Annotated in this window: 17 protein-coding genes and 1 tRNA gene; 13 read left to right on the top strand and 5 right to left on the bottom strand. The window is 70.1% G+C overall.

The features are described 5' to 3' along the window. Nucleotides 1–47: 47 nt before the first annotated feature. Nucleotides 48–121, bottom strand: a tRNA-Gly gene (locus tag IE225_RS09175). Between the two features lie 615 nt (nt 122–736). On the opposite strand from IE225_RS09175, the gene dcd reads away from it, so the two are divergent. From dcd to IE225_RS09160, 3 genes are all read left to right on the top strand, one after another. Continuing rightward, nucleotides 737–1,312, top strand: a complete 576-nt coding sequence (dcd, locus tag IE225_RS09170) for a dCTP deaminase (protein ID WP_190056893.1) — start codon at nt 737–739, stop codon at nt 1,310–1,312. A 16-nt stretch (nt 1,313–1,328) separates the two neighbouring features. After that, nucleotides 1,329–1,838 (top strand): phosphoribosyltransferase, encoded by a 510-nt coding sequence (locus tag IE225_RS09165; protein WP_190056892.1) that lies wholly within the window; start codon nt 1,329–1,331, stop codon nt 1,836–1,838. Nucleotides 1,839–2,517: 679 nt separating this feature from the next. Beyond that, nucleotides 2,518–3,435 (top strand): helix-turn-helix transcriptional regulator, encoded by a 918-nt coding sequence (locus IE225_RS09160; RefSeq protein WP_190056891.1) that lies wholly within the window; start codon nt 2,518–2,520, stop codon nt 3,433–3,435. Nucleotides 3,436–3,693: 258 nt separating this feature from the next. Here the strand turns inward: IE225_RS09160 and IE225_RS09155 are convergent, their stop codons facing one another. Continuing rightward, complete coding sequence (locus IE225_RS09155) at nt 3,694–4,704, bottom strand: Yip1 family protein (protein WP_190056890.1); 1,011 nt, start codon at nt 4,702–4,704, stop codon at nt 3,694–3,696. A gap of 158 nt (nt 4,705–4,862) precedes the next feature. Between IE225_RS09155 and IE225_RS09150 the strand changes: the two genes are divergently transcribed. After that, entirely contained in the window at nt 4,863–5,201 is a 339-nt protein-coding gene (locus IE225_RS09150) for an antibiotic biosynthesis monooxygenase family protein (protein ID WP_190056889.1), read from the top strand. A gap of 111 nt (nt 5,202–5,312) precedes the next feature. Here the strand turns inward: IE225_RS09150 and IE225_RS09145 are convergent, their stop codons facing one another. Beyond that, nucleotides 5,313–7,595: a (Fe-S)-binding protein gene (locus IE225_RS09145; RefSeq protein ID WP_190056888.1), complete on the bottom strand. Its 2,283-nt coding sequence runs from the start codon at nt 7,593–7,595 to the stop codon at nt 5,313–5,315. A gap of 457 nt (nt 7,596–8,052) precedes the next feature. Here IE225_RS09145 and IE225_RS09140 point away from each other — a divergent pair, with 457 nt between their 5' ends. The 7 genes from IE225_RS09140 (at nt 8,053) to IE225_RS09110 (ending at nt 16,555) form a co-directional block, all read left to right on the top strand. Continuing rightward, nucleotides 8,053–9,240, top strand: coding sequence for an MraY family glycosyltransferase (locus tag IE225_RS09140; RefSeq protein ID WP_190056887.1), 1,188 nt, complete (start codon nt 8,053–8,055; stop codon nt 9,238–9,240). Nucleotides 9,241–9,335: 95 nt separating this feature from the next. Continuing rightward, nucleotides 9,336–11,177, top strand: coding sequence for a molecular chaperone DnaK (gene dnaK / locus IE225_RS09135; protein WP_190056886.1), 1,842 nt, complete (start codon nt 9,336–9,338; stop codon nt 11,175–11,177). Further along, nucleotides 11,174–11,911, top strand: coding sequence for a nucleotide exchange factor GrpE (grpE, locus tag IE225_RS09130; RefSeq protein WP_190056885.1), 738 nt, complete (start codon nt 11,174–11,176; stop codon nt 11,909–11,911). Before dnaK ends, grpE begins: the two co-directional genes overlap by 4 nt. 39 nt (nt 11,912–11,950) lie before the next feature. Then, nucleotides 11,951–13,111, top strand: a complete 1,161-nt coding sequence (dnaJ, locus tag IE225_RS09125; RefSeq protein WP_190056884.1) for a molecular chaperone DnaJ — start codon at nt 11,951–11,953, stop codon at nt 13,109–13,111. Nucleotides 13,112–13,116: 5 nt separating this feature from the next. After that, the gene (locus IE225_RS09120) at nt 13,117–13,581 is read left to right on the top strand and encodes a heat shock protein transcriptional repressor HspR (RefSeq protein WP_190057107.1); all 465 of its coding nucleotides are present in this window, start codon (nt 13,117–13,119) and stop codon (nt 13,579–13,581) included. Nucleotides 13,582–14,155: 574 nt separating this feature from the next. Then, nucleotides 14,156–15,259 (top strand): sugar ABC transporter substrate-binding protein, encoded by a 1,104-nt coding sequence (locus IE225_RS09115; protein ID WP_190056883.1) that lies wholly within the window; start codon nt 14,156–14,158, stop codon nt 15,257–15,259. Between the two features lie 228 nt (nt 15,260–15,487). Beyond that, nucleotides 15,488–16,555: a helix-turn-helix transcriptional regulator gene (locus IE225_RS09110; protein ID WP_190056882.1), complete on the top strand. Its 1,068-nt coding sequence runs from the start codon at nt 15,488–15,490 to the stop codon at nt 16,553–16,555. On the opposite strand, the gene IE225_RS09105 is transcribed toward IE225_RS09110, so the two are convergent. Beyond that, nucleotides 16,491–17,462: a helix-turn-helix domain-containing protein gene (locus tag IE225_RS09105; protein ID WP_229879350.1), complete on the bottom strand. Its 972-nt coding sequence runs from the start codon at nt 17,460–17,462 to the stop codon at nt 16,491–16,493. The two genes, IE225_RS09110 and IE225_RS09105, sit on opposite strands and share 65 nt — an antisense overlap. A 146-nt stretch (nt 17,463–17,608) precedes the next feature. Continuing rightward, nucleotides 17,609–17,884, bottom strand: a complete 276-nt coding sequence (locus IE225_RS09100; RefSeq protein ID WP_190056880.1) for a hypothetical protein — start codon at nt 17,882–17,884, stop codon at nt 17,609–17,611. Nucleotides 17,885–17,910: 26 nt separating this feature from the next. Between IE225_RS09100 and IE225_RS09095 the strand changes: the two genes are divergently transcribed. Beyond that, nucleotides 17,911–18,207: a Rieske (2Fe-2S) protein gene (locus tag IE225_RS09095; RefSeq protein WP_190057106.1), complete on the top strand. Its 297-nt coding sequence runs from the start codon at nt 17,911–17,913 to the stop codon at nt 18,205–18,207. 564 nt (nt 18,208–18,771) lie between these two features. Continuing rightward, nucleotides 18,772–21,381 carry an ATP-dependent chaperone ClpB gene (gene clpB, locus IE225_RS09090; protein WP_190056879.1) on the top strand — a complete coding sequence of 870 codons (2,610 nt, stop codon included), beginning with the start codon at nt 18,772–18,774 and terminating at the stop codon, nt 21,379–21,381. The last annotated feature ends 114 nt before the right edge of the window (nt 21,382–21,495 follow it).

Below are 21,495 nucleotides of genomic sequence, written 5' to 3'. Positions count from 1 at the left end.
TCAGTGGCAAAGCAAAAGGCCCAGGCGGCTTGCCTGGGCCTTCACACTGGAGCGGGTGACGAGAATCGAACTCGCGCTCTCAGCTTGGGAAGCTGATGTTCTACCATTAAACTACACCCGCGTAAGACGCCGGTCGGGACCGGTGTCCGGACGATCGATACTGTACCTCATCCCAGGCCCCCGGTGTGCGAACCGCGGGGCCTGATTGCGTGGGGGAGTGGAGACGCGGGCTGCGGGTAAAGGGAGTTGGGGCGTACGGTGGTGGGGTGGAGCAGGGGCCGGGCGGGGCCGGAGTGCCGCCTGGAGGGCCGTCCCTTTGATCCCGTAATGTGGCTTTCGTCGTCGCGGCAGTGAGCCGGACGCGGTTCTCGGGGAAGGGACTCTAGGACTTGATGGAGCGCACCGTCGTCCGTTGTGCCGATGGGCACGTGTTCAGCACCGCTTCGTTCCCGATGCAGCAGGCCGAGCGGCTCGGGCCCGGCCGGCTCGTCCGGTGTCCCCGTTGCGCGCGGCTGCGCAGCGTGGTGCCGGTGAGCCTGCAGAAGCGATAGCGATAGCGAGAGCGATAGCTACAGCAATAGCGGTAGCGGGAGGTAGCGGAAGCTGCGCAAGCGGTAGCAGCAGCAGAGGCGGCGGTGAGCGGCGGGGACACCCGCAGCGGTCGGGCACCGCCGGCCCGGCAGCGCGCGGAGCCCGCGATTACGGGGGCTCCGCGCGCTGTGCGTATCCTCGGGACGTGCTTCTCTCAGACAAGGACATCCGGGCGGAGATCGACGCAGGACGGGTGCGGATCGACCCGTACGACGACTCGATGGTGCAGCCGTCGAGCATCGACGTGCGCCTCGACCGCTACTTCCGGGTGTTCGAGAATCACCGCTACCCGCACATCGACCCCTCCGTCGAGCAGCCGGACCTCACCCGGCTCGTCGAACCCGAGGGGGACGAGCCGTTCATCCTGCACCCCGGGGAGTTCGTGCTCGCCAGCACCTACGAGGTCATCACACTGCCCGACGATCTCGCCTCCCGGCTGGAGGGGAAGAGCTCGCTCGGGCGGCTCGGGCTCGTCACGCACTCCACGGCCGGCTTCATCGACCCCGGGTTCTCCGGGCACGTGACGCTGGAGCTGTCGAACCTCGCCACCCTGCCGATCAAGCTGTGGCCGGGCATGAAGATCGGGCAGCTGTGCATGTTCCGGCTCAGCTCGCCGGCCGAGTTCCCCTACGGCAGCGAGCGGTACGGGTCGCGCTACCAGGGGCAGCGGGGGCCGACCGCCTCCCGGTCGTACATCAACTTCCACCGGACGCAGGTGTGACGGGGCCGACGGGACCATGAGCGACATACGCGAGAACCTCACCTACGAGCAGTTCGGCACCGCGGTGCGCGAGCTCGCGCAGACCATCGCCGACGACGGCTACGAACCCGACCTCGTCCTGAGCATCGCCCGCGGCGGCGTGTTCGTGGCCGGCGGGCTGGCCTACGCCCTCGACTGCAAGAACATCCACCTGGTGAACGTGGAGTTCTACACCGGCGTCGGGCAGACCCTCGAGATGCCCGTCATGCTCGCGCCCGTGCCCAACGCCATCGACTTCACCGACAAGAAGGTCCTCATCGCCGACGACGTCGCCGACACCGGCAAGACGCTCAAGCTCGTGCACGACTTCTGCAAGGAGCACGTCGCCGAGGTCCGTTCCGCGGTGATCTACGAGAAGTCGCAGTCGCTGGTGAAGTGCGAGTACGTGTGGAAGCGGACCGACGACTGGATCAACTTCCCGTGGAGTGTGTTGCCTCCGGTGCATAAGCCGGGGCAGCCGATCGCGCCCTCGAAGGAAGCGTTGTAGTCAGCGTGCCGTCACTCGTTGGCCGGTCGTGTCGGGAGATGGAACTTCGGTCGCCGAACGAGGCCGCCGATGTGCGTGCTTCTGACAGGGTGTCGGTCATTTGGAGTATTGTGCTGATGTCGGAGCGTTACCCCTCTGACACGGAAGTGATCTTGCCTGCGGGTGCATGGCCCCCGTGAGGCCAGCGCTAGAGGAGCACAGTAGCCCGTGGCAAATGTTCATCCCCGCGCTACTTCCGCGTGGGACGTTGGCTTCTCCTGCGACGCGGGCGGTATATCCCCCCAGGGCACTGCACCCTGGTGGGGGTGGTGACAAGTTGGTCGGCCGTGACCTCAGGCCTTCTGATCACTCGAAGAAGGATGTGCGTCGAGTCCTGGAGAAGTGGGTCGGTCGCGGGTGGTCCCTGCGTAAAGAAGGCCACTGGGGCAAGCTGTACTGCCCCTGTGAGACGGAATGTACGGCCATCCCCATCTCTGGGACGCCGCAGAATGAGAGCTCGCATGCTCGGCGGGTGGATCGGCTGGCCTCCCGCTGTCCTCTACCTCCGGACTCCCCTCAGCGGAGCCTCGCTGGCCGCCCCCGGGATTAGTCACAGGATTTTTTGTCCGGTTTTCTCCCGGTTCTGCTGTTGACGAATGTCAACGCCTCTGCGACTGTGGTGGGGGATTAGGGGGCAACCATGGACTATGACTTCACCTTTGTCGTCTCAGGCGTAGATGTGGATGACCAGGCTGCCGTCGATGCCTTGCAAGAGAAGTGTGATGCGCTGCTGGCTCGGGCCGGCGGCGTCGATCTCCTGGTGATCACTGGGACTGGAGACTCGGCCATTGATGCCGCCCTGACGGCGGTTTCTGCTGCTCGCGCTGCTGTGCCACAGCTTCGGGTGCACCGACTGGACCGGGATCTTGTCGGGATTCACGAGATCGCTGAGAGGACAGGACGGTCACGCCAGAATGTCAGTCAGTGGATCTCGGGGGCACGGAAGGCCCAAGGCGAACCGTTCCCGGCCCCTGAGGGGACTGTGGGCAGGTCGCAGGCATGGCTCTGGAGCGAGGTCAATCGATGGCTGGCTGCTCACGGGTTGGATGACGGTGCGATGTACCCCACCCGGGAGGAGATGGCGGAGATTGATGTGGCGCTGGCCAACTCAGTGTCCGTCACCCTCAACTTCACATGGGCGGAAACCCCTGGTTTCCAAGCTGGCCGTGAAAAGGTGATCCAGGAGCTTCAAAACAAGCACATCCCTGGATTCATGGGGTTCCTGGCAAGACTCGACCGCACAACGGACGAGCACGGAGCGCATGTGCTGGTAGTCGCGGATTCTGGGGAGCCAGCTTCTGGCGTGATGGAACGTGTTTCAAGCTTCGGCCATGACGTCATCCTCGTCACGGCCACTGATCAGTTCACAGCGATGGTGCTCTCCACCTGCCCGCCCCCACGGCCAACAAAGATCGTTTTTGTTCCACAGGAAGCTACGGTCGGGGACTGGCTGGGCTTGGTTCAGCAGAACCCGCAAGCAGCCTTCGCGCTCGCAAGCGAGGCAGATGAGGAAGACGAGGTTCCTACCATTCAAAGGCGCCTGGCGATCGCCGCATAGCGCGTAAGGCCCCGGCCTGCCGCCCGTCGTGCGGTGGGCGGGGCAGGTTCTCGACGCCTGAGCTGCCGTCCCTGCGCCGTCCTGAGTCGCCGTTCCGCGCCGGGCGCCGTCCGAGGCGGCCGGAGCGCGGCCGGAGCGGCCGTATGGGCGCCGCCCGAGCGGGTACGGAGAGAAGTACGGCAGTGTGCGAAAGGGGCTCCCCAGGTGGGGAGCCCCTTTTCCGGTTCCGGGCGGCGCGGCGCGTGCCGGGCCGGTCGGTCAGAACGTGCCGAGCTTCACGATCGACAGCAGCGCTATCAGCTGGATCGCCGACGCGCCCAGGGCCTTCGGCCAGGGCAGGTCGTGGGAGCGGCCGACCATGAGGGTCAGCAGGGCGCCGGCGGCCACCCAGGTGGCCCAGCCGAGGATCTGGACGAAGCCGGCGTCGCCGCCGAGGAACATGGCGAAGACCAGGCGGGGCGTGTCCGTGAGGGACATGATCAGCATGGAGAGGCCGACCGTCGGCTGCCAGGCGCCGTCACCGCCGAGCTGGCGGGCCAGGGTGTGGGTGACCACGCCCAGGACGAAGGAGCTGAGCACCATCGCCACGGCGGTGACCAGGACGATGGGCACGGCGTTCGACAGGGTCGCGTTGATGGCGTCCTCGCGGGCCTTGTCGAAGCCGAAGACCGCGAGCAGGCCGTAGACGAAGGTCACGACGAGGGCGGGGCCCCACATCGTGTAGTCCCGCATCTGCAGGAAGGTCTGGTTGGGGGAGAGGACGATGCCGCGCAGCAGGTCCTTCCAGTGCAGGCGGGGGCCGATCGGGCCGGCCGGGGCCGGGGCCGCGCCCGCGTGGTAGGTCTCGCCCTGGCCGTAGGGGTCCTCGCCGACGGCGAACATCTGGGTGTGGCCCGGCTGGTCGGCCGCGTACGGGTCGCCGGCGCCGCCGTGCGGGTGGGTGCCGTCGCCGAAGTACTCCGGCCCGTCCTGGTCGCCGGCGTAGCCGCCGGCCGCGTAGGGCGGCGGCTGCTGCGCGTACGGCTGCGGGGGCGCGTACGACTGCGGCGGCTGCGGGTAGCCGTACGAGCCGTACGACGGGCCCGGGCCCGGGGTCTGGGGCACCTGCCGTCCGTACGGAGCCTGTTGCGGTCGCGCTTGCGGGGCGCGGTCGTCCCGGCCGCCGCGTCCGATCCTGAATCCAGCCACGTCTTCGAACGTACCTGGTCCCGGAGAGTGACGTGCCGGGCCCGGCCGTCCGGGCCCGGCTTTGCGGCCGAGCTGTGACATCCCCTAAGGGAAGGCAGGGGGCGGTTTCGGGGGCGGCTCGGGGTGGCTTCGGGGGCTGCTCGGGGTTGTGCCGTACGGGTGTCCGCGCCCGGGGCGGGGCGGGGAGGTCCCCGGACGTCGCCGTCGCCGCGGGGCGGGCCGGGGGGCAGGATGGGGGCATGAGCGTAGTCAAGATCAACGTACTGACCGTGCCCGCCGAGCAGCGGGAGGAGCTGGAGAAGCGGTTCGCCTCGCGGGCGCACGCCGTGGAGGGCTCCGACGGGTTCGAATGGTTCGAGCTGCTGCGGCCCGTCGAGGGCACCGACACCTACCTCGTCTACACGCGCTGGCGGGACGAGGAGTCGTTCCGGGCCTGGATGGAGGGGCCGATGAAGGCCGCTCACCAGGGCACCGGCGAGGCGGCGGGCGGCGAGCGGCCCCGGCCCGCGGCCTCCGGGTCGACGCTGTGGTCCTTCGAGGTGGTGCAGCAGGCCGGCCCGAAGGGCGCCCAGGAGTAGCGGAGTCGGCGTACCGCGCACGCGCACACGCCCACACGCCCACACATACAAGGCGCCCCCCGACCCGTGCCACGGGTCGGGGGGCGCCCCGCGTCATGCGGCCGGCCGGTGTCACTTCACCGGCTCGGGCTCCGGCGTGCTCTCCGTCTCGGCCTCGCCGGCCGGGTCGGCCGGGGTCTTGACGGAGTCCAGCAGCAGCTGGGCGACGTCCACGACCTGGACGGACTCCTTGGCCTTGCCGTCGTTCTTCTTGCCGTTGACCGAGTCGGTCAGCATGACCAGGCAGAACGGGCAGGCGGTGGAGACGATGTCGGGGTCGAGGGAGAGGGCCTCGTCGACGCGCTCGTTGTTGATGCGCTTGCCGATGCGCTCCTCCATCCACATGCGCGCGCCGCCGGCGCCGCAGCAGAAGCCGCGTTCCTTGTGGCGGTGCATCTCCTCGTTGCGCAGGCCCGGGACCTTGCCGATGATCTCGCGCGGCGGCGTGTAGATCTTGTTGTGGCGGCCCAGGTAGCAGGGGTCGTGGTAGGTGATGATGCCCTCGACCGGGGTGACGGGGATGAGCCGGCCCTCGTCGACCAGGTGCTGCAGCAGCTGGGTGTGGTGGATGACCTCGTAGTCGCCGCCGAGCTGCGGGTACTCGTTGGCGAGCGTGTTGAGGCAGTGCGGGCAGGTGGCGACGATCTTCTTCGCCGACTTCGGCTTCTTCGACTCCGGGGTGACCTTGCCCTCGTCGTCCAGCTCCTCGCCGAAGGCCGTGTTCAGGGCCATGACGTTCTCCATGCCGAGCTCCTGGAAGAGGGGCTCGTTGCCCAGGCGGCGGGCGGAGTCGCCGGTGCACTTCTCGTCGCCGCCCATGATCGCGAACTTGACGCCCGCGATGTGCAGCAGCTCGGCGAAGGCCTTGGTGGTCTTCTTGGCGCGGTCCTCCAGGGCGCCGGCGCAGCCGACCCAGTACAGGTACTCGACCTCGGAGAGGTCCTCGATGTCCCGGCCGACCACCGGCACCTCGAAGTCGACCTCCTTGGTCCACTCCAGGCGCTGCTTCTTGGCCAGGCCCCAGGGGTTGCCCTTCTTCTCCAGGTTCTTGAGCATCGTGCCCGCCTCGGAGGGGAACGCGGACTCGATCATGACCTGGTAGCGGCGCATGTCGACGATGTGGTCGACGTGCTCGATGTCGACCGGGCACTGCTCGACGCAGGCGCCGCAGGTGGTGCAGGACCACAGCACGTCCGGGTCGATGACGCCGTTCTCCTCGGCGGTGCCCACCAGCGGGCGCTCGGCCTCGGCGAGGGCGGCGGCCGGCACGCCGGCGAGCTGCTCCTCGGACGCCTTCTCCTCGCCCTCCATCGTCTTGCCGCCGCCGGCCAGCAGGTAGGGCGCCTTGGCGAAGGCGTGGTCGCGCAGCGACATGATCAGCAGCTTCGGGGAGAGCGGCTTGCCGGTGTTCCAGGCGGGGCACTGCGACTGGCAGCGGCCGCACTCGGTGCAGGTGGAGAAGTCCAGCAGGCCCTTCCAGGAGAAGTGCTCGATCTGGGAGACGCCGAAGACGTCGTCCTCGCCGGGGTCCTCGAAGTTGATCGGCTTGCCGCCCGAGGTCATCGGCTGCAGGGCGCCCAGGGAGGTGGAGCCGTCGGCGTTGCGCTTGAACCAGATGTTGGGGAAGGCCAGGAAGCGGTGCCAGGCGATGCCCATGTCCGTCTTCAGCGAGACGGTGATCATCCAGATGAAGGAGGTCGCGATCTTGATCATCGCGACGAGGTAGGTCAGGTTCTGCAGCGTCGTCAGGCCCAGGCCCTTGAAGGCGGCGACCAGGGGGTACGACACCAGGTACGCGGCCTCGTAGCCCTCGACGTGGTGCAGGGCGCCCTCCAGGCCGCGCAGCGTGAGGATGCACAGGCCGATGATGAGGATGACGGCCTCGACGAAGTAGGCCTGGCCGAAGTTGGAGCCGGCGAAGCGGGACTTGCGGCCGGGCCGGGTCGGCTTGCTGAGCTGCCGGATGACGATGAGCGTCAGGATGCCGAGGGTGGTCAGCAGGCCGACCAGCTCGGTGAACACCTCGTACGGCGTCCAGTCGCCGATGACCGGGAGGTACCAGTCCGCCTGGAAGAGCTGCCCGAAGGCGTTGACCAGGGTGAGGACCAGGGTGAAGAAGCCGACGGCGACGAACCAGTGGGCGACGCCGACGACGCCCCAGCGGTTCATCCGGGTGTGGCCGAGGAACTCCCTGATCACCGTGGCGGTGCGGGCGGTCCAGTCGTTCGTCCGGGTACCCGCCGGGACGTCCTGGCCGAGCCGTACGAACCGGTAGATCTGGGCGATGGCACGGCCGAACAGCGCCACGCCGACCACGGCGAGTACCAGCGACACGATGATCGCGGCGAGTTGCATTTCGGGGCTCCTCGGGCCTGCGAGGGGGCTAGGGGACGGGCTGTCGAGACGGAGCTGTCAGCGCTGTCTGCTGTCAAGCCGAGCCGTCTTGATTACTAAGCGGTAACTTATCCAGTCCGTCTGAGAGTACCCCCATCTTCCGTCGCAATGTAGCCGTCCGCTCGGTGATGTGCGTCGCTGAGGTGTGCCTGAGCGGGCGGGGCCGGGGCCGGTCCGCGGGGGATGCCGGAATCGGTCCGCGAGAGGGCGTCGGGGCCGGTCCGCGGGGGTGTGCCGGAGCGGTCCGCGGGGTGGTGCCGCGGCCGATCGGGGGTGCATCGGGGGATGTATCGGGGGGCGTATCGGGGGATGTGCGGTGGCTGTTTCGGCGGGGAGGGTGTATCGGGAGGGTGTATCGGCGGGACATCTGATCGTGTTATGCGTCAGGAATTGGGTGATTTGCACCTAATTTAGGGCTGTGCTCTACGGAATCGCCTCCGCCGCCACCGCCCTCCTCCTCGCCGGCCTGCTGACGGGACTGCTCCGGGTGCCCGCCCTGCGGCTCGGGATCGTGGACCGGCGGCGGTCGCGGCCGGTGCCGCTGCTCGGCGGCGCCGCCGTCGTGCTCGCGACCTGCCTGGTGGCCGTCGCGGGGGACTGGACGCGGCTCGCGCCGCTCGGCACGGGGGTCATGCGGCTGCTGACGGCCGGGGGGTGCGTGGCCGCGCTGGGGCTGGCCGCGGACGTGTGGCGGATCAAAACCCGGCTGCCGGCCGTGGGCACGGCGGTGGCGGCCGCCTGCGTGGTGCCGTACGACGAGACGGGCGTCCCGGGCGGGGTGCTGGCCGTCGGGTGGATCACGGCGGTGGCGCTGGCCTTCCGCGGCCTGGACCACGTGGACGGGGGTGCGGGAGCCGTGGGGGCGGTCACCGCCTTCGGGGTGGGGGCGTGCGCGGCGGTGGAGGTGCTGGACGGACCGGCGGCGCTGCTGAGCGCGCTGGCCGCGGCGCTCGCCGGGTTCCTGCTGCGGGGGTGGCCGTCCGCGCCGGTCGGGCTGGGCGCGTGCGGGTCGCTCTTCACCGGCTTCATGCTGGCCGCGGCGGCGGTGTTCACCCGGGCCGGCTACGGCCTCGCGCCCAGCGCCGCCGTGCTGTTCGCGCTGTTCGCCGTGCCGGTCGCGGACGCCGTGCTCGTCGTCGTCTCGCGCCGGCTGGCCCGGCGGCCGCTGGGGCGGCGCGGGCCCGACCATCTCGGGCACCGGCTGCGGCGGCTGGGGCTCACCCCGCAGGGGACGGCGGTGCTGCTGGGCGCCGGGGCCTTCGGCGGCGGGCTGGCCGGGGTGTCGGTGCACGCCGGATGGACGGGCGCCGCGGCGGCGGCGTGGGTGGCGGGGGTGCTGGCGGTGGTGGTGGGCGGGCTGCTGCGGGTGCCCGTGTACGGTCCCCGGGGTCCCCGGCGGCGGCCCGGCCGGGCGCTCCCGGGCCCGCAGCGGGGCGGGGAGCGGCGGACGGGCCCGCAGCGGGGCGCGGAGCGGCGGATGGGCCCGCAGCCGGGCGCGGAGCAGCGGGCGGGCCGGCGGCCGGAGCGCCCGGCCGCGGGGGCGATCCGGCCGCCGCGGCGAGCGGCGCCGCAGGTCGGGGCACCGTTGCGTGTGAGGAATAGATAAGACTTGAGTCCGGTTGACTCAGGTACGTTGACCCGGCGCCGGGTGTCGGGCACACTTGAGCCTGTTCCACTCAAGTCAGCTGGAGGAATGTAGACATGGCACGTGCGGTCGGCATCGACCTGGGCACGACGAACTCCGTCGTCAGCGTTCTGGAGGGCGGCGAGCCCACCGTGATCACCAACGCCGAGGGTGCCAGGACCACGCCGTCCGTCGTCGCCTTCGCCAAGAACGGCGAGGTGCTGGTGGGCGAGGTCGCCAAGCGCCAGGCCGTGACCAACGTCGATCGGACCATCCGGTCGGTCAAGCGCCACATGGGCACCGACTGGAAGATCAAGATCGACGACAAGGAGTTCAACCCGCAGCAGATCAGCGCCTTCGTCCTGCAGAAGCTGAAGCGGGACGCCGAGGCCTACCTGGGCGAGAAGGTGACCGACGCGGTCATCACCGTCCCGGCGTACTTCAACGACGCCGAGCGCCAGGCGACCAAGGAGGCCGGCGAGATCGCGGGCCTGAACGTGCTGCGCATCGTCAACGAGCCCACCGCGGCCGCGCTCGCCTACGGCCTGGAGAAGGAGGACCAGACCATCCTGGTCTTCGACCTCGGTGGCGGTACGTTCGACGTGTCGCTGCTGGAGATCGGCGACGGTGTCGTCGAGGTGAAGGCCACCAACGGCGACAACCACCTCGGTGGCGACGACTGGGACCAGCGTGTCGTCGACTACCTGGTCAAGCAGTTCCAGAACGCCCACGGCGTGGACCTGTCCAAGGACAAGATGGCCCTCCAGCGCCTGCGTGAGGCGGCGGAGAAGGCCAAGATCGAGCTGTCCTCGTCCACCGAGACCTCGATCAACCTGCCCTACATCACCGCCTCCGCCGAGGGCCCGCTGCACCTGGACGAGAAGCTCACCCGCGCCCAGTTCCAGCAGCTGACCGCGGACCTGCTCGAGCGCTGCAAGGTGCCGTTCCACAACGTCATCAAGGACGCCGGCATCTCCATCAACGACATCGACCACGTCGTGCTGGTCGGTGGCTCCACCCGTATGCCGGCCGTCGCCGACCTGGTCAAGGAGCTGACCGGCGGCAAGGAGCCCAACAAGGGCGTCAACCCCGACGAGGTCGTCGCCATCGGCGCCTCCCTGCAGGCCGGTGTCCTCAAGGGCGAGGTCAAGGACGTCCTGCTGCTGGACGTCACCCCGCTGTCCCTGGGCATCGAGACCAAGGGCGGCATCATGACCAAGCTGATCGAGCGCAACACCACGATCCCGACCAAGCGCTCGGAGATCTTCACCACGGCCGAGGACAACCAGCCGTCGGTGCAGATCCAGGTCTACCAGGGCGAGCGCGAGATCGCCGCGTACAACAAGAAGCTCGGCATGTTCGAGCTGACCGGCCTGCCGCCGGCCCCGCGCGGCGTGCCGCAGATCGAGGTGTCCTTCGACATCGACGCCAACGGCATCATGCACGTCACCGCCAAGGACCTCGGCACCGGCAAGGAGCAGAAGATGACCGTCACCGGCGGCTCCTCGCTCCCCAAGGAGGAGGTCGAGCGGATGCGCCGGGAGGCCGAGCAGTACGCGGAGGAGGACCACAAGCGCCGCGAGGCCGCCGAGACCCGCAACCAGGGCGAGCAGATCGTCTACCAGACCGAGAAGTTCCTCAAGGACAACGAGGACAAGGTCCCCGGCGAGATCAAGTCCGAGGTCGAGGCCGCCGTCGCCGAGCTGAAGGAGAAGCTCAAGGGCGAGGACACCGCCGAGATCAAGACCGCCACCGAGAAGGTCGCGGCCGTCTCCCAGAAGCTCGGCCAGGCCCTGTACGCCGATGCGCAGGCCGCGCAGGCCGCCGCGGGCGGCTCCGCCGCCGGTGACGCCAAGGCCGACGACGACGTCGTGGACGCCGAGATCGTGGACGACGAGCGCAAGGACGGTGCCGCGTGACGGAGGAGACCCCGGGCTTCGACGAGCAGCAGCAGGCCCAGCAGGGCCCGCCGCAGCAGCCCGACGTCCCCTCCGGCGCCGCCGCCGACGACGCCGAGCCGCAGGCCGCCGCCGCTCCCTCCGCGGAGCAGGAGGCGGCGGCCCCGGCCGGGGACGCGGACCGGACCGCGGCCCTGGAGGCCCAGCTCGACCAGGCGCGCGCCGCGCTCACCGAGCGCACCGCCGACCTGCAGCGGCTCCAGGCCGAGTTCCAGAACTACCGCCGCCGGGTCGAACGCGACCGGGCCGCGGTCAAGGAGATCGCCCAGGCGAACCTCCTGACCGAGCTGCTGCCCGTGCTCGACGACATCGGCCGGGCGCGGGAGCACGGCGAACTGGTCGGCGGCTTCAAGTCGGTGGCCGAGTCGCTGGAGACCATCGTCGCCAAGATGGGCCTGCAGCAGTTCGGCAAGGAGGGCGAGCCCTTCGACCCGACCGTGCACGAGGCCCTGATGCACAGCTACGCCCCGGACGTCACCGAGACGACGTGCGTGGCGATTCTGCAGCCCGGGTATCGGATCGGCGAGCGCACCATCCGCCCCGCGCGGGTGGCCGTGGCCGAGCCGCAGCCCGGTGCGCAGACGGTCAAGCAGGCGGAGGACGCCGGTTCTTCCGGCTCCCAGCCCGCCGAGCAGGCCGAGCAGCAGCAGGCGCCGGCCGAGGACAAGGAGAACGGTGGCCCGCAGGAGGGCTGACGCAGCGACGAACGAGGCAGGAGAGGAGGGGCGTCGGGGATGAGCACCAAGGACTTCATCGAGAAGGACTACTACAAGGTCCTCGGCGTCCCCAAGGACGCCACCGAGGCCGAGATCAAGAAGGCGTACCGGAAGCTCGCCCGCGAGTACCACCCGGACGCCAACAAGGGCAACGCCCAGGCCGAGGAGCGCTTCAAGGAGATCTCCGAGGCGCACGACGTGCTCGGCGACCCCAAGAAGCGCAAGGAGTACGACGAGGCCCGCGCCCTGTTCGGCAACGGCGGCTTCCGCCCGGGGCCCGGCGCCGGCGGCACCTTCAACTTCGACCTGGGCGACCTCTTCGGCGGCCAGGGCGGGGCCGGCGGCTTCGGCGGCGGGCTCGGTGACGTCTTCGGAGGACTGTTCAACCGCGGTACGGCGGGCACCCGCACCCAGCCGCGGCGCGGCCAGGACGTCGAGACCGAGGCCACGCTCAGCTTCACGGAGGCCATCGAGGGCGCCACGGTGCCGCTGCGGATGACCTCCCAGGCGCCGTGCAAGGCCTGCTCCGGCACCGGCGACAAGAACGGCACCCCGCGGGTGTGCCCGACCTGCGTCGGCACCGGGCAGGTGGCGCGCGGCAGCGGCGGCGGGTTCTCGCTCACCGACCCCTGCCCGGACTGCAGGGGCCGCGGCCTGATCGCGGAGAACCCGTGCGACGTCTGCCGCGGCTCCGGCCGCGCCCAGTCGTCGCGCACCATGCAGGTACGCATCCCCGCGGGCGTCCAGGACGGGCAGCGCATCCGGCTGCGCGGCAAGGGCGCGCCGGGCCAGCGGGGCGGACCGGCGGGCGACCTGTACGTGGTCGTCCACGTCAAGGAGCACCCCGTCTTCGGCCGCAGGGGCGACAATCTGACGGTGACCGTCCCGGTGACGTTCGCGGAGGCCGCGCTCGGCGGCGAGATCCGCGTGCCCACCCTGGGCGGGCCGCCGGTCACCCTGAAGCTGCCGCCGGGCACGCCCAACGGGCGGACCCTGCGGGCCCGTGGCAAGGGCGCGGTCCGCAAGGACGGCACCCGCGGCGACCTGCTGGTCACCGTCGAGGTGAGCGTTCCCAAGGACCTGTCGGGGAAGGCTCGTGACGCACTGGAGGCGTACCGTGAGGCGACCGCGGGGGAGAACCCGCGGGCGGAGCTGTTCGAGGCCGCGAAGGGAGCTTGAGTGAGATGGACGGCCGCCGCCGCAACCCGTACGAACTGACGGAAGACACACCGGTGTACGTCATCTCGGTGGCCGCGCAGCTGTCCGGACTGCACCCGCAGACTCTCCGTCAGTACGACCGGCTGGGTCTGGTCTCCCCGGACCGCACCGCGGGCCGGGGCCGGCGCTACTCGGCCCGCGACATCGAACTGCTGCGGCAGGTGCAGCAGTTGTCGCAGGACGAGGGCATCAACCTCGCCGGCATCAAGCGGATCATCGAGCTGGAGAACCAGGTCGCCCAGCTCAAGGCGCAGATCGCCGAGCTCGAGGCCGCGCTGGACGGCGCGGCGGCCGCGATGCGGCAGCGGGAGGCCGCCGTGCACGCCTCCTACCGGCGCGACCTGGTGCCCTACCAGCAGGTCCAGCAGACCAGCGCGCTGGTGGTGTGGCGGCCGCCCAAGCGGCAGCAGAGGCCGCAGTCCTCGGACTGAGGACTGAGCGGCCGAGCGGGCCGAGGCGCGCACGCGCGCACGCGCGGACCGAACGTCCGGACAGGCCGGGCCGCCGCGCTCGGCGGCCGCGCACGCGCGCACGCGCGGACCGGACGCGCACGAGTGGAACAAGGGGCCGGAGGGCGGCGACGCCTCCGGCCCTTCCGCACGCCCGGGATGCCCGCCGTTCTCTGTAACGCCCATTATTTCCCGCAGCATCCGCTCTGTCCTCGGGGTGTCCGCTGATCCCCGGGGTGTCCGCTGATCCCCGGGGTGCCCGCTGATCCCCGGCGCCTCCGCCGGCCTCCGACGTGCCCCTCTCATGCGCCCGTTGGCCGGTATCTTTCGGTCCGTTTCCGAAGGGGCGGCGAACTCCCGGTGTACGGCGTGAAGTCCTGGTGAAGGTGGTCGGCTGTGGTGCGCCCTGTTCGTTCACGACCGAGACCGAGCGTGATGTTGCCATCTCGTTAAGTGGTTTGTCTTGACGTAGACGGGCTCTGACGCGTTGGCTTTTCAGTCACCTGGGTCGCAATGCTGCGCCCGCGTCCGAAAGGCACCAGAAGTGAGCTCCCCCATGCGTCGTCGAATCGCCATATGCGTGGCCGCGTCCACGATGTCCCTCTCGCTCGCCGCCTGCGGTGCGCTGGGAGTGACCGGGGACAGCAGCAGCGCGAGCCCGACGAAGGGCAACGACGTCACCGTGGGCCTGCTGCTGCCGGAGAAGGCCAACACCCGTTACGACCGCTTCGACTACCCCATCATCAAGCGGAAGGTCGCCTCCCTCACCCACGGCAAGGGTCGCGTGGAGTACGCCAACGCCGCGGCGGACGCCGCCAAGCAGGCCCGCCAGATGCGGCAGATGGTCGAGGACAAGGTCGACGTCATCCTGCTCGACGCCGTCGACTCCCATGCCATCGCGGGGGAGGTGAAGAAGGCCAAGGACGCCGGCATCCCGGTCATCGCCTACGACCGGCTCGCCGAGGGTCCGATCGACGCCTACATCTCCTTCGACAACGAACTCGTCGGCGAGGTGCAGGGCCGCTCCCTGCTGGAGGCGATCGGCTCCGGCGCCGCCTCCAAGATCGTCATGATGAACGGCTCGCCCACCGACCCCAACGCCAAGCAGTTCAAGGAGGGCGCGCTCTCCGAGCTCAGCGGCAAGGTGACCATCGCCCGGTCCTACGACACCAAGGACTGGAAGCCGGAGAACGCCCAGGCCAACATGGCCGAGGCCATCGCCCTGCTCGGCAAGGGCAACATCGCCGGCGTCTACTCCGCCAACGACGGCATGGCCGCCGGCGTCATCAAGGCCCTCAAGGCCGCCGGCGTCACCGACCTGCCGCCCGTCACCGGCCAGGACGCCGAACTCGACGCCGTGCAGCGCATCCTCACCGGTGAGCAGTACATGAGCGTCTACAAGTCCTACCCGCAGGAGGCCGAGGCGGCCGCCCAGATGGCCGTCGCCCGCGTCCAGGGCAGGGACATCGAGTTCGACTCCCTCGCCCGCGACAAGGTCAACAGCCCCACCAACAAGGACATCCCCGCACAGCTCCTCTCCGTCGTCGCCCTGAAGAAGAGCAACATCAAGGACACCGTCATCGCCGACGGCATCTACAAGGTGTCCGACATCTGCACGCCGAAGTACAAGTCGGCCTGCGCGGCGGCGGGGCTGGAGTAGGGCGCCCGGCGGGGCGGGAGAAGCCGGCGGCCCGGCGCGCCGGGGGCGGTGCCCCTCCGGCGCGCCGGCACCGTCAGCTTGTTGCAAAGGGAAGGGCGGAGGCCCGTACGAACCAGGAGGAAAGCGGACGTACCACTGGCCGTGGTGAGAGGAGCCGTGTTGCGGTGGCGGTCCCGGCCGCGCATAGTTGCGCTGCGGAAGAGGCTGGAACCGAGGGTGTGAGGAGCCATGGCCGAGCACGGGACGGACGAGCATCCCCACGGTGCTGACCGACTGTGCGAGGCCGGGGACCGCGTGTACTCCCGTGCCGTACGCCGCGGCCGGGTGCCGCGGCGGGACGCCGAGACGGCGCCCTGCCTGCTGGAACTGGCGCTGCTGCACCCGGACCCCGACGACATGGACTGGCTGGTGCCGACCGCGCCGCAGGAGGTGATGACCCGGCTGCTGCGCGCGGTCTACGACGAGGTCGGCGAGAGCCACCGCCGGGTCGGCTCCGCCGTCGCCGCCTTCGAGCGCTACACCGGCCTCGGACGCCGGGACCCCGCCGCCTCCACCGAGGGCTCCTCGATCCGCGTGCTGGACGGCCTGGCCCGCATCCAGGCGGCCATGGACGAGGCCACGGAGGCCTGTACGACCGAGGTACTCACCGTCCAGCCCGGCGGCATCCGGCGCGAGCACGAGCTCGCCGAGGGGCTGCACCGGGCGATGACCCTGCGCGGCCGGGGCGTGCGGATGCGGGACCTGTACAACCACGTCGCCCGGCACGGCCAGGGCCTGCTCACCTACCTGGAGCTGATGGGCGACGCGGTCGAGGCGCGCACCCTCGACGAGGTCATCGACCGCCTCATCCTCTTCGACCGCACCGTCGCCTTCATCCCCGCCAACCCCGAGCGCACCATGGCGCTGGAGCTGCGGCACCCGGCGCTCATCCAGTACCTGGCCACGGTCTTCGAACGGCTGTGGCGCCTCGCCATCCCCCTCACCGCGCCGCTCCCCGACACCGGCATCGAGGGCATCTCCCACCGCGAGCAGTCCATCGCCGCGCTGCTCGCCGAGGGCCACCAGGACGCCGTGATCGCCGAACGGCTCGGCATCAGCGTGCGGACCTGCCGCGCCCACATCGCCCGCCTCTCCGAGACCCTCGGCGCCGCCAGCCGCACCCAGCTCGGCGTCCGCATCGCCCAGGCCGGCCTCGACGGGCCGCCGCGCACCGCCTCCACCGACCCCGCCCTCAGCGTGCCGGGCGTCCCCGGCTCCCGCCTTCCGGCCGCTCGAGGATCCCGGACTGTGCGATGAGGTAGCCCAGTTGGGCCCGGCTTCCACTGCCCAGGGCGGAGGCGAGCTTGGCGATGTGGGCGCGGCAGGTGCGGACGTTCATGCCGAGCCGGCGGGCGATCGCCTCGTCGACGTGGCCCTCGACGAGCAGCTTGGCGATGGAGTACTGGATCTCCGTGATGCCGTCGGAGGCCGTCTCGTACGGCGTTTTGGTGCTCAGCGGGACCGCGCGGTCCCACAGGTACTCGAAGACCTTGATCAGGTAGCGGATGATGCCGGGATGGCGCAGCTCCAGGGCGACCTGCTGGTCGTCGCGGGCGGGGATGAAGGCGACGGTGTGGTCGCAGACGATGAGGCGCTCGACCAGTTCGTCGATGGTGCGGTACTCCGCCTTGCCGTTGGAGAGCTGGGCCGCGTAGGCGAGCTTCTCCGGGTTGTGGCGGGCCGTGTGCTGGTAGAGGGTCCGGATCCGCACCCCGCGCTCGATCAGCGGCTTGTCGCGCTCCAGGCCGAGCAGGAGGCTGCGCTCCGACAAGCGGTCGCTCGGCTGCACGGTGAGCATCTCCGTCTGGCACTGGGCCGCGGCCATGTTGAGCGCGGCGTTGATCCGGTCGCCGCCTTCCAGCACGGTGATCGAGTCACTGGTGGAGGTCACCCGGGTACTGAGGGCCATGAACGGCTCGAACGCCGTGGTGAGTTCCGTCGCCCACCGCCGGCGCTCGGCGATCTCGCGCTCCAGGGGGTTGAGTTGCCGGGCCAGGGCGACCGCCGGAGGGATGGGGAGCAGCCAGTCCGAGTCGTCCGGATCCGGGTGGAGCAGGGCGAACTCCACCAGGCAGGGGGCGTCTTGCGCATCCGCGCGGGCGACACGTCCCGTGCGCAGCGCGGTGGCGTAGAGGCGACTGCCTTCGTCGCACAACTCGGCCATCGCGTGGGGATGTGTCGCCTTTGTGTGATTCGATGCCAAATCTCCACCCCCCAGGGTCCTGAACATGCAGGAACATGATGCACCGATTGTGTGGCCATGACGTGCCCGAATGAGCCATCGTCATACCTGACGGGGGAAAGGGACCTTCAGGTGAGGACGAAGCCGACCATGGGCAACAGACTGCTTCGCTCGGTGCTTGTAGCCGCCTTCTCCGCCGTCGTGGCCATCGGCGCGCTGGGTGGCTTCTCCGATGCGAAGAACGACGTTCGGGCGAACAGCAGCTGGCCGTCGGTGGCCGTGGGCACCGATGTCGTGAGCAACAGCAGCTGGCCGTCGGTGGCCGCGGGTGCCGACGCCGCGAGCAACAGCAGCTGGCCGAGCTCCGGGGCAGAGGGATCCGGGAGCTGACGTGACCATTCCACCCGACGACCGCTCCTTCCGTCGCGAGATGGCCACCGCCTACCGCTCCGGCTGGCACTTCATCGACCTGGTCACCGCCATCCCCCACAGCGGTGACTCGCTGATGGTGACGGTGTTCGGTGAGCCGGTCGTCGTCACGCGGGACGAGGACGGGGACGTGCGGGCGTACAAGTGCCTGCGGCGGCCTCGGGGGGCGCCGCAGCCCGTACGGTGTGCCATACGATACGGAATGATCTTCGTGAACCTGGACCGGCGGGACGCCCGGCAGGTGGAGTCGGACGCCTCGCCCCTCAGGACTATTTCAGCCACCCCCCGCAGTGCCTGACGCGATTCCCCCGTCGTAAAAGATCGCGCAGGTGCTTCCCCCCGCAGCGGCGTCACCGTGACCTGAACACGGTGACGCCGCTGTAGTTTGCGGCGACTTCTCCCGGTGTGCGGCGGAATAAGGACCCTCCGGCAGGTGACTGGAATTCGCCGGTCGACGGCGACGGCTGTCCACGGCGGGCCATGCGGCTGTACGAGCTTCCGGCTCGCACGGCCGTTCCGCTTTTCTCCCCGCCTCCCCGTCTTCTCCCTCTTTTTCCCCTGTCCCCTCCTTGTCTTCCCCCTGCCTCCCTCCCTCCTGCCTCCCTCCCTCCTGCCTCCCTCCCTCCTGCCTCCCTCCCTCCTGCCTCCCTCCCTCCTGCCTCCCTCCCTCCTGCCTCCCTCCCTCCTGCCTCCCTCCCCCTTGCCTCCCCGTCTCCCTCTCGCCTCTCCCCGCATCCTCCGTCCGCCCGCGATCCCTCCCCCTCCGCCCTTGAGTGGAATAGACTCAACTTTGTGTACGTTGAGTGAGTCAGCACTGGGGTACAGGGAAAACAGCTGACGGCCGAGGAGGAGAGAAGGGAACGTGGACGCCGAGCTGACCAACAGGAGCCGGGAGGCGTTGAGCGCGGCGCAGAGCCGCGCCGTGTCCGAGGGGCATCCGGACCTCACTCCGGCCCACCTGCTCCTCGCGCTGCTCGAGGGGCAGGACAACGAGAACATCATCGACCTGCTGGCCGCCACCGACGCCGACCAGGCCGCCGTCCGCTCCGGCGTCGAACGCGTGCTCGCGGGGCTGCCGAGCGTGACCGGGTCCACGGTCGCGCCGCCGCAGCCCAACCGGGAGCTGCTGGCCGTGGTCGCGGACGCGCAGGCCAGGGCGAAGGAGCTCGGGGACGAGTACCTGTCCACCGAGCACCTGCTCATCGGTATCGCCGCCAAGGGCGGTGCCGCCGGCGAGGTGCTCTCCCGGCAGGGCGCCACCGCCAAGAAGCTCGAGGACGCCTTCAAGAAGGCGAGGGGAGGACGCCGGGTGACCACACCCGACCCCGAGGGCCAGTACAAGGCCCTGGAGAAGTTCGGCACCGACCTCACCGCCGCCGCGCGGGAGGGCAGGCTCGACCCGGTGATCGGGCGGGACCAGGAGATCCGGCGCGTGGTGCAGGTGCTGTCCCGCCGGACCAAGAACAACCCCGTCCTCATCGGCGAGCCCGGTGTCGGCAAGACCGCCGTCGTCGAGGGACTGGCCCAGCGGATCGTGAAGGGCGACGTGCCCGAGTCGCTCAAGGACAAGCGGCTCGTCGCGCTCGACCTGGGCGCGATGGTGGCCGGCGCGAAGTACCGCGGCGAGTTCGAGGAGCGGCTGAAGGCCGTGCTCTCCGAGATCAAGGAGAGCGACGGGCAGATCATCACGTTCATCGACGAGCTGCACACCGTCGTGGGCGCGGGCGCCGGCGGCGACTCCGCCATGGACGCCGGCAACATGCTCAAGCCCATGCTGGCCCGCGGCGAGTTGCGCATGATCGGCGCGACGACGCTGGACGAGTACCGGGAGCGGATCGAGAAGGACCCGGCGCTGGAACGCCGTTTCCAGCAGGTGTTCGTCGGCGAGCCGAGCGTGGAGGACACCATCGCGATCCTGCGCGGGCTCAAGGGCCGCTACGAGGCCCACCACAAGGTGCAGATCAACGACTCCGCGCTGGTGGCCGCCGCGACCCTGTCCGACCGGTACATCACCTCCCGCTTCCTGCCCGACAAGGCCATCGACCTCGTCGACGAGGCCGCGTCCCGGCTGCGCATGGAGATCGACTCCTCGCCCGTCGAGATCGACGAGCTCCAGCGCGCCGTCGACCGGCTGAAGATGGAGGAGCTGGCGCTCAGCAAGGAGACCGACGCGGCCTCCCGCGAGCGGCTGGAGAAGCTGCGCCGCGACCTCGCCGACAAGGAGGAGGAGCTGCGCGGCCTGACCGCCCGCTGGGAGAAGGAGAAGCAGTCCCTCAACCGGGTCGGTGAGCTGAAGGAGAAGCTGGACGACCTGCGCGGGCAGGCCGAACGCGCCCAGCGCGACGGCGACTTCGACACCGCCTCCAAGCTGCTGTACGGCGAGATCCCGGCCCTGGAGAAGGAGTTGCAGGCCGCCTCGCAGGCCGAGGAGGAGGCCGTGCAGGAGACCATGGTCAAGGAGGAGGTCGGCCCGGACGACATCGCCGACGTCGTCGCCTCCTGGACCGGCATCCCCGCCGGCCGCCTGCTGGAGGGCGAGACGCAGAAGCTGCTGCGCATGGAGGAGGAGATCGGCAAGCGGCTGATCGGCCAGACGGAGGCGGTACGGGCGGTGTCGGACGCGGTGCGGCGCTCCCGCGCCGGGATCGCCGACCCCGACCGGCCCACCGGCTCGTTCCTCTTCCTCGGCCCCACCGGTGTCGGCAAGACCGAACTGGCCAAGGCGCTCGCCGACTTCCTCTTCGACGACGAGCGGGCGATGGTCCGCATCGACATGTCGGAGTACGGCGAGAAGCACAGCGTGGCCCGCCTGGTCGGCGCCCCGCCCGGCTACATCGGCTACGAGGAGGGCGGCCAGCTCACCGAGGCGGTGCGGCGGCGGCCGTACAGCGTCATCCTGCTGGACGAGGTGGAGAAGGCCCACCCGGAGGTCTTCGACATCCTGCTGCAGGTGCTGGACGACGGGCGGCTGACGGACGGTCAGGGACGGACCGTCGACTTCCGCAACACCATCCTGGTGCTGACCTCGAACCTGGGCAGCCAGTTCCTGATGGACCCGCTGACCAGTGAGGAGCAGAAGAAGGAGCAGGTGCTGGAGGTCGTCCGGGCGTCCTTCAAGCCGGAGTTCCTCAACCGCCTCGACGACATCGTCGTCTTCCAGGCGCTGACCAAGCCGCAGCTGGAGCAGATCGCCCGGCTGCAGATCCAGCGGATGGCCAAGCGGCTCGCCGAGCGGCGGCTCACCCTGGACGTCACCGAGGGCGCCCTGGCGTGGCTCGCCGACAAGGGCATGGACCCGGCCTACGGCGCCCGGCCGCTGCGCCGGCTGGTCCAGACGGCCATCGGCGACCGGCTCGCCAAGGAGATCCTGGCCGGCGAGATCCGCGACGGCGACACCGTCCGGGTGGACACCTTCGGCGACGACCTGATCGTCGGCCCGGCCACGGAGGAGACCCCGGCCAAGACGCTGTGAGGCGGCGCCGCCGAGTCGGGCCGCGGCACCAGGGACGCGGCCCACCGGGACGGCCCCCTGACCCGCCCTTGCGCGGACCAGGGGGCCGTTTCGGTGTCCTTCCGCTCCGCGCTG

It is taken from the genome of Streptomyces echinoruber (assembly GCF_014651135.1).
Lineage (GTDB): Bacteria > Actinomycetota > Actinomycetes > Streptomycetales > Streptomycetaceae > Streptomyces > Streptomyces echinoruber.
This window is presented reverse-complemented; position numbering and strand designations above follow the sequence as displayed.

Bases quoted from the DNA above. Each gene is read 5' to 3' on its own strand.
- dnaJ (WP_190056884.1), top strand. From the start codon at position 11,951: ATGAGCACCAAGGACTTCATCGAGAAGGACTACTACAAGGTCCTCGGC.
- IE225_RS09105 (WP_229879350.1), bottom strand. From the start codon at position 17,462: ATGGCCGAGTTGTGCGACGAAGGCAGTCGCCTCTACGCCACCGCGCTG.
- IE225_RS09150 (WP_190056889.1), top strand. From the start codon at position 4,863: ATGAGCGTAGTCAAGATCAACGTACTGACCGTGCCCGCCGAGCAGCGG.
- dnaK (WP_190056886.1), top strand. From the start codon at position 9,336: ATGGCACGTGCGGTCGGCATCGACCTGGGCACGACGAACTCCGTCGTC.
- IE225_RS09155 (WP_190056890.1), bottom strand. From the start codon at position 4,704: ATGTCACAGCTCGGCCGCAAAGCCGGGCCCGGACGGCCGGGCCCGGCA.
- IE225_RS09095 (WP_190057106.1), top strand. From the start codon at position 17,911: ATGGCCACCGCCTACCGCTCCGGCTGGCACTTCATCGACCTGGTCACC.
- IE225_RS09145 (WP_190056888.1), bottom strand. From the start codon at position 7,595: ATGCAACTCGCCGCGATCATCGTGTCGCTGGTACTCGCCGTGGTCGGC.
- IE225_RS09110 (WP_190056882.1), top strand. From the start codon at position 15,488: ATGGCCGAGCACGGGACGGACGAGCATCCCCACGGTGCTGACCGACTG.
- IE225_RS09160 (WP_190056891.1), top strand. From the start codon at position 2,518: ATGGACTATGACTTCACCTTTGTCGTCTCAGGCGTAGATGTGGATGAC.
- IE225_RS09115 (WP_190056883.1), top strand. From the start codon at position 14,156: ATGCGTCGTCGAATCGCCATATGCGTGGCCGCGTCCACGATGTCCCTC.
- IE225_RS09165 (WP_190056892.1), top strand. From the start codon at position 1,329: ATGAGCGACATACGCGAGAACCTCACCTACGAGCAGTTCGGCACCGCG.
- IE225_RS09120 (WP_190057107.1), top strand. From the start codon at position 13,117: ATGGACGGCCGCCGCCGCAACCCGTACGAACTGACGGAAGACACACCG.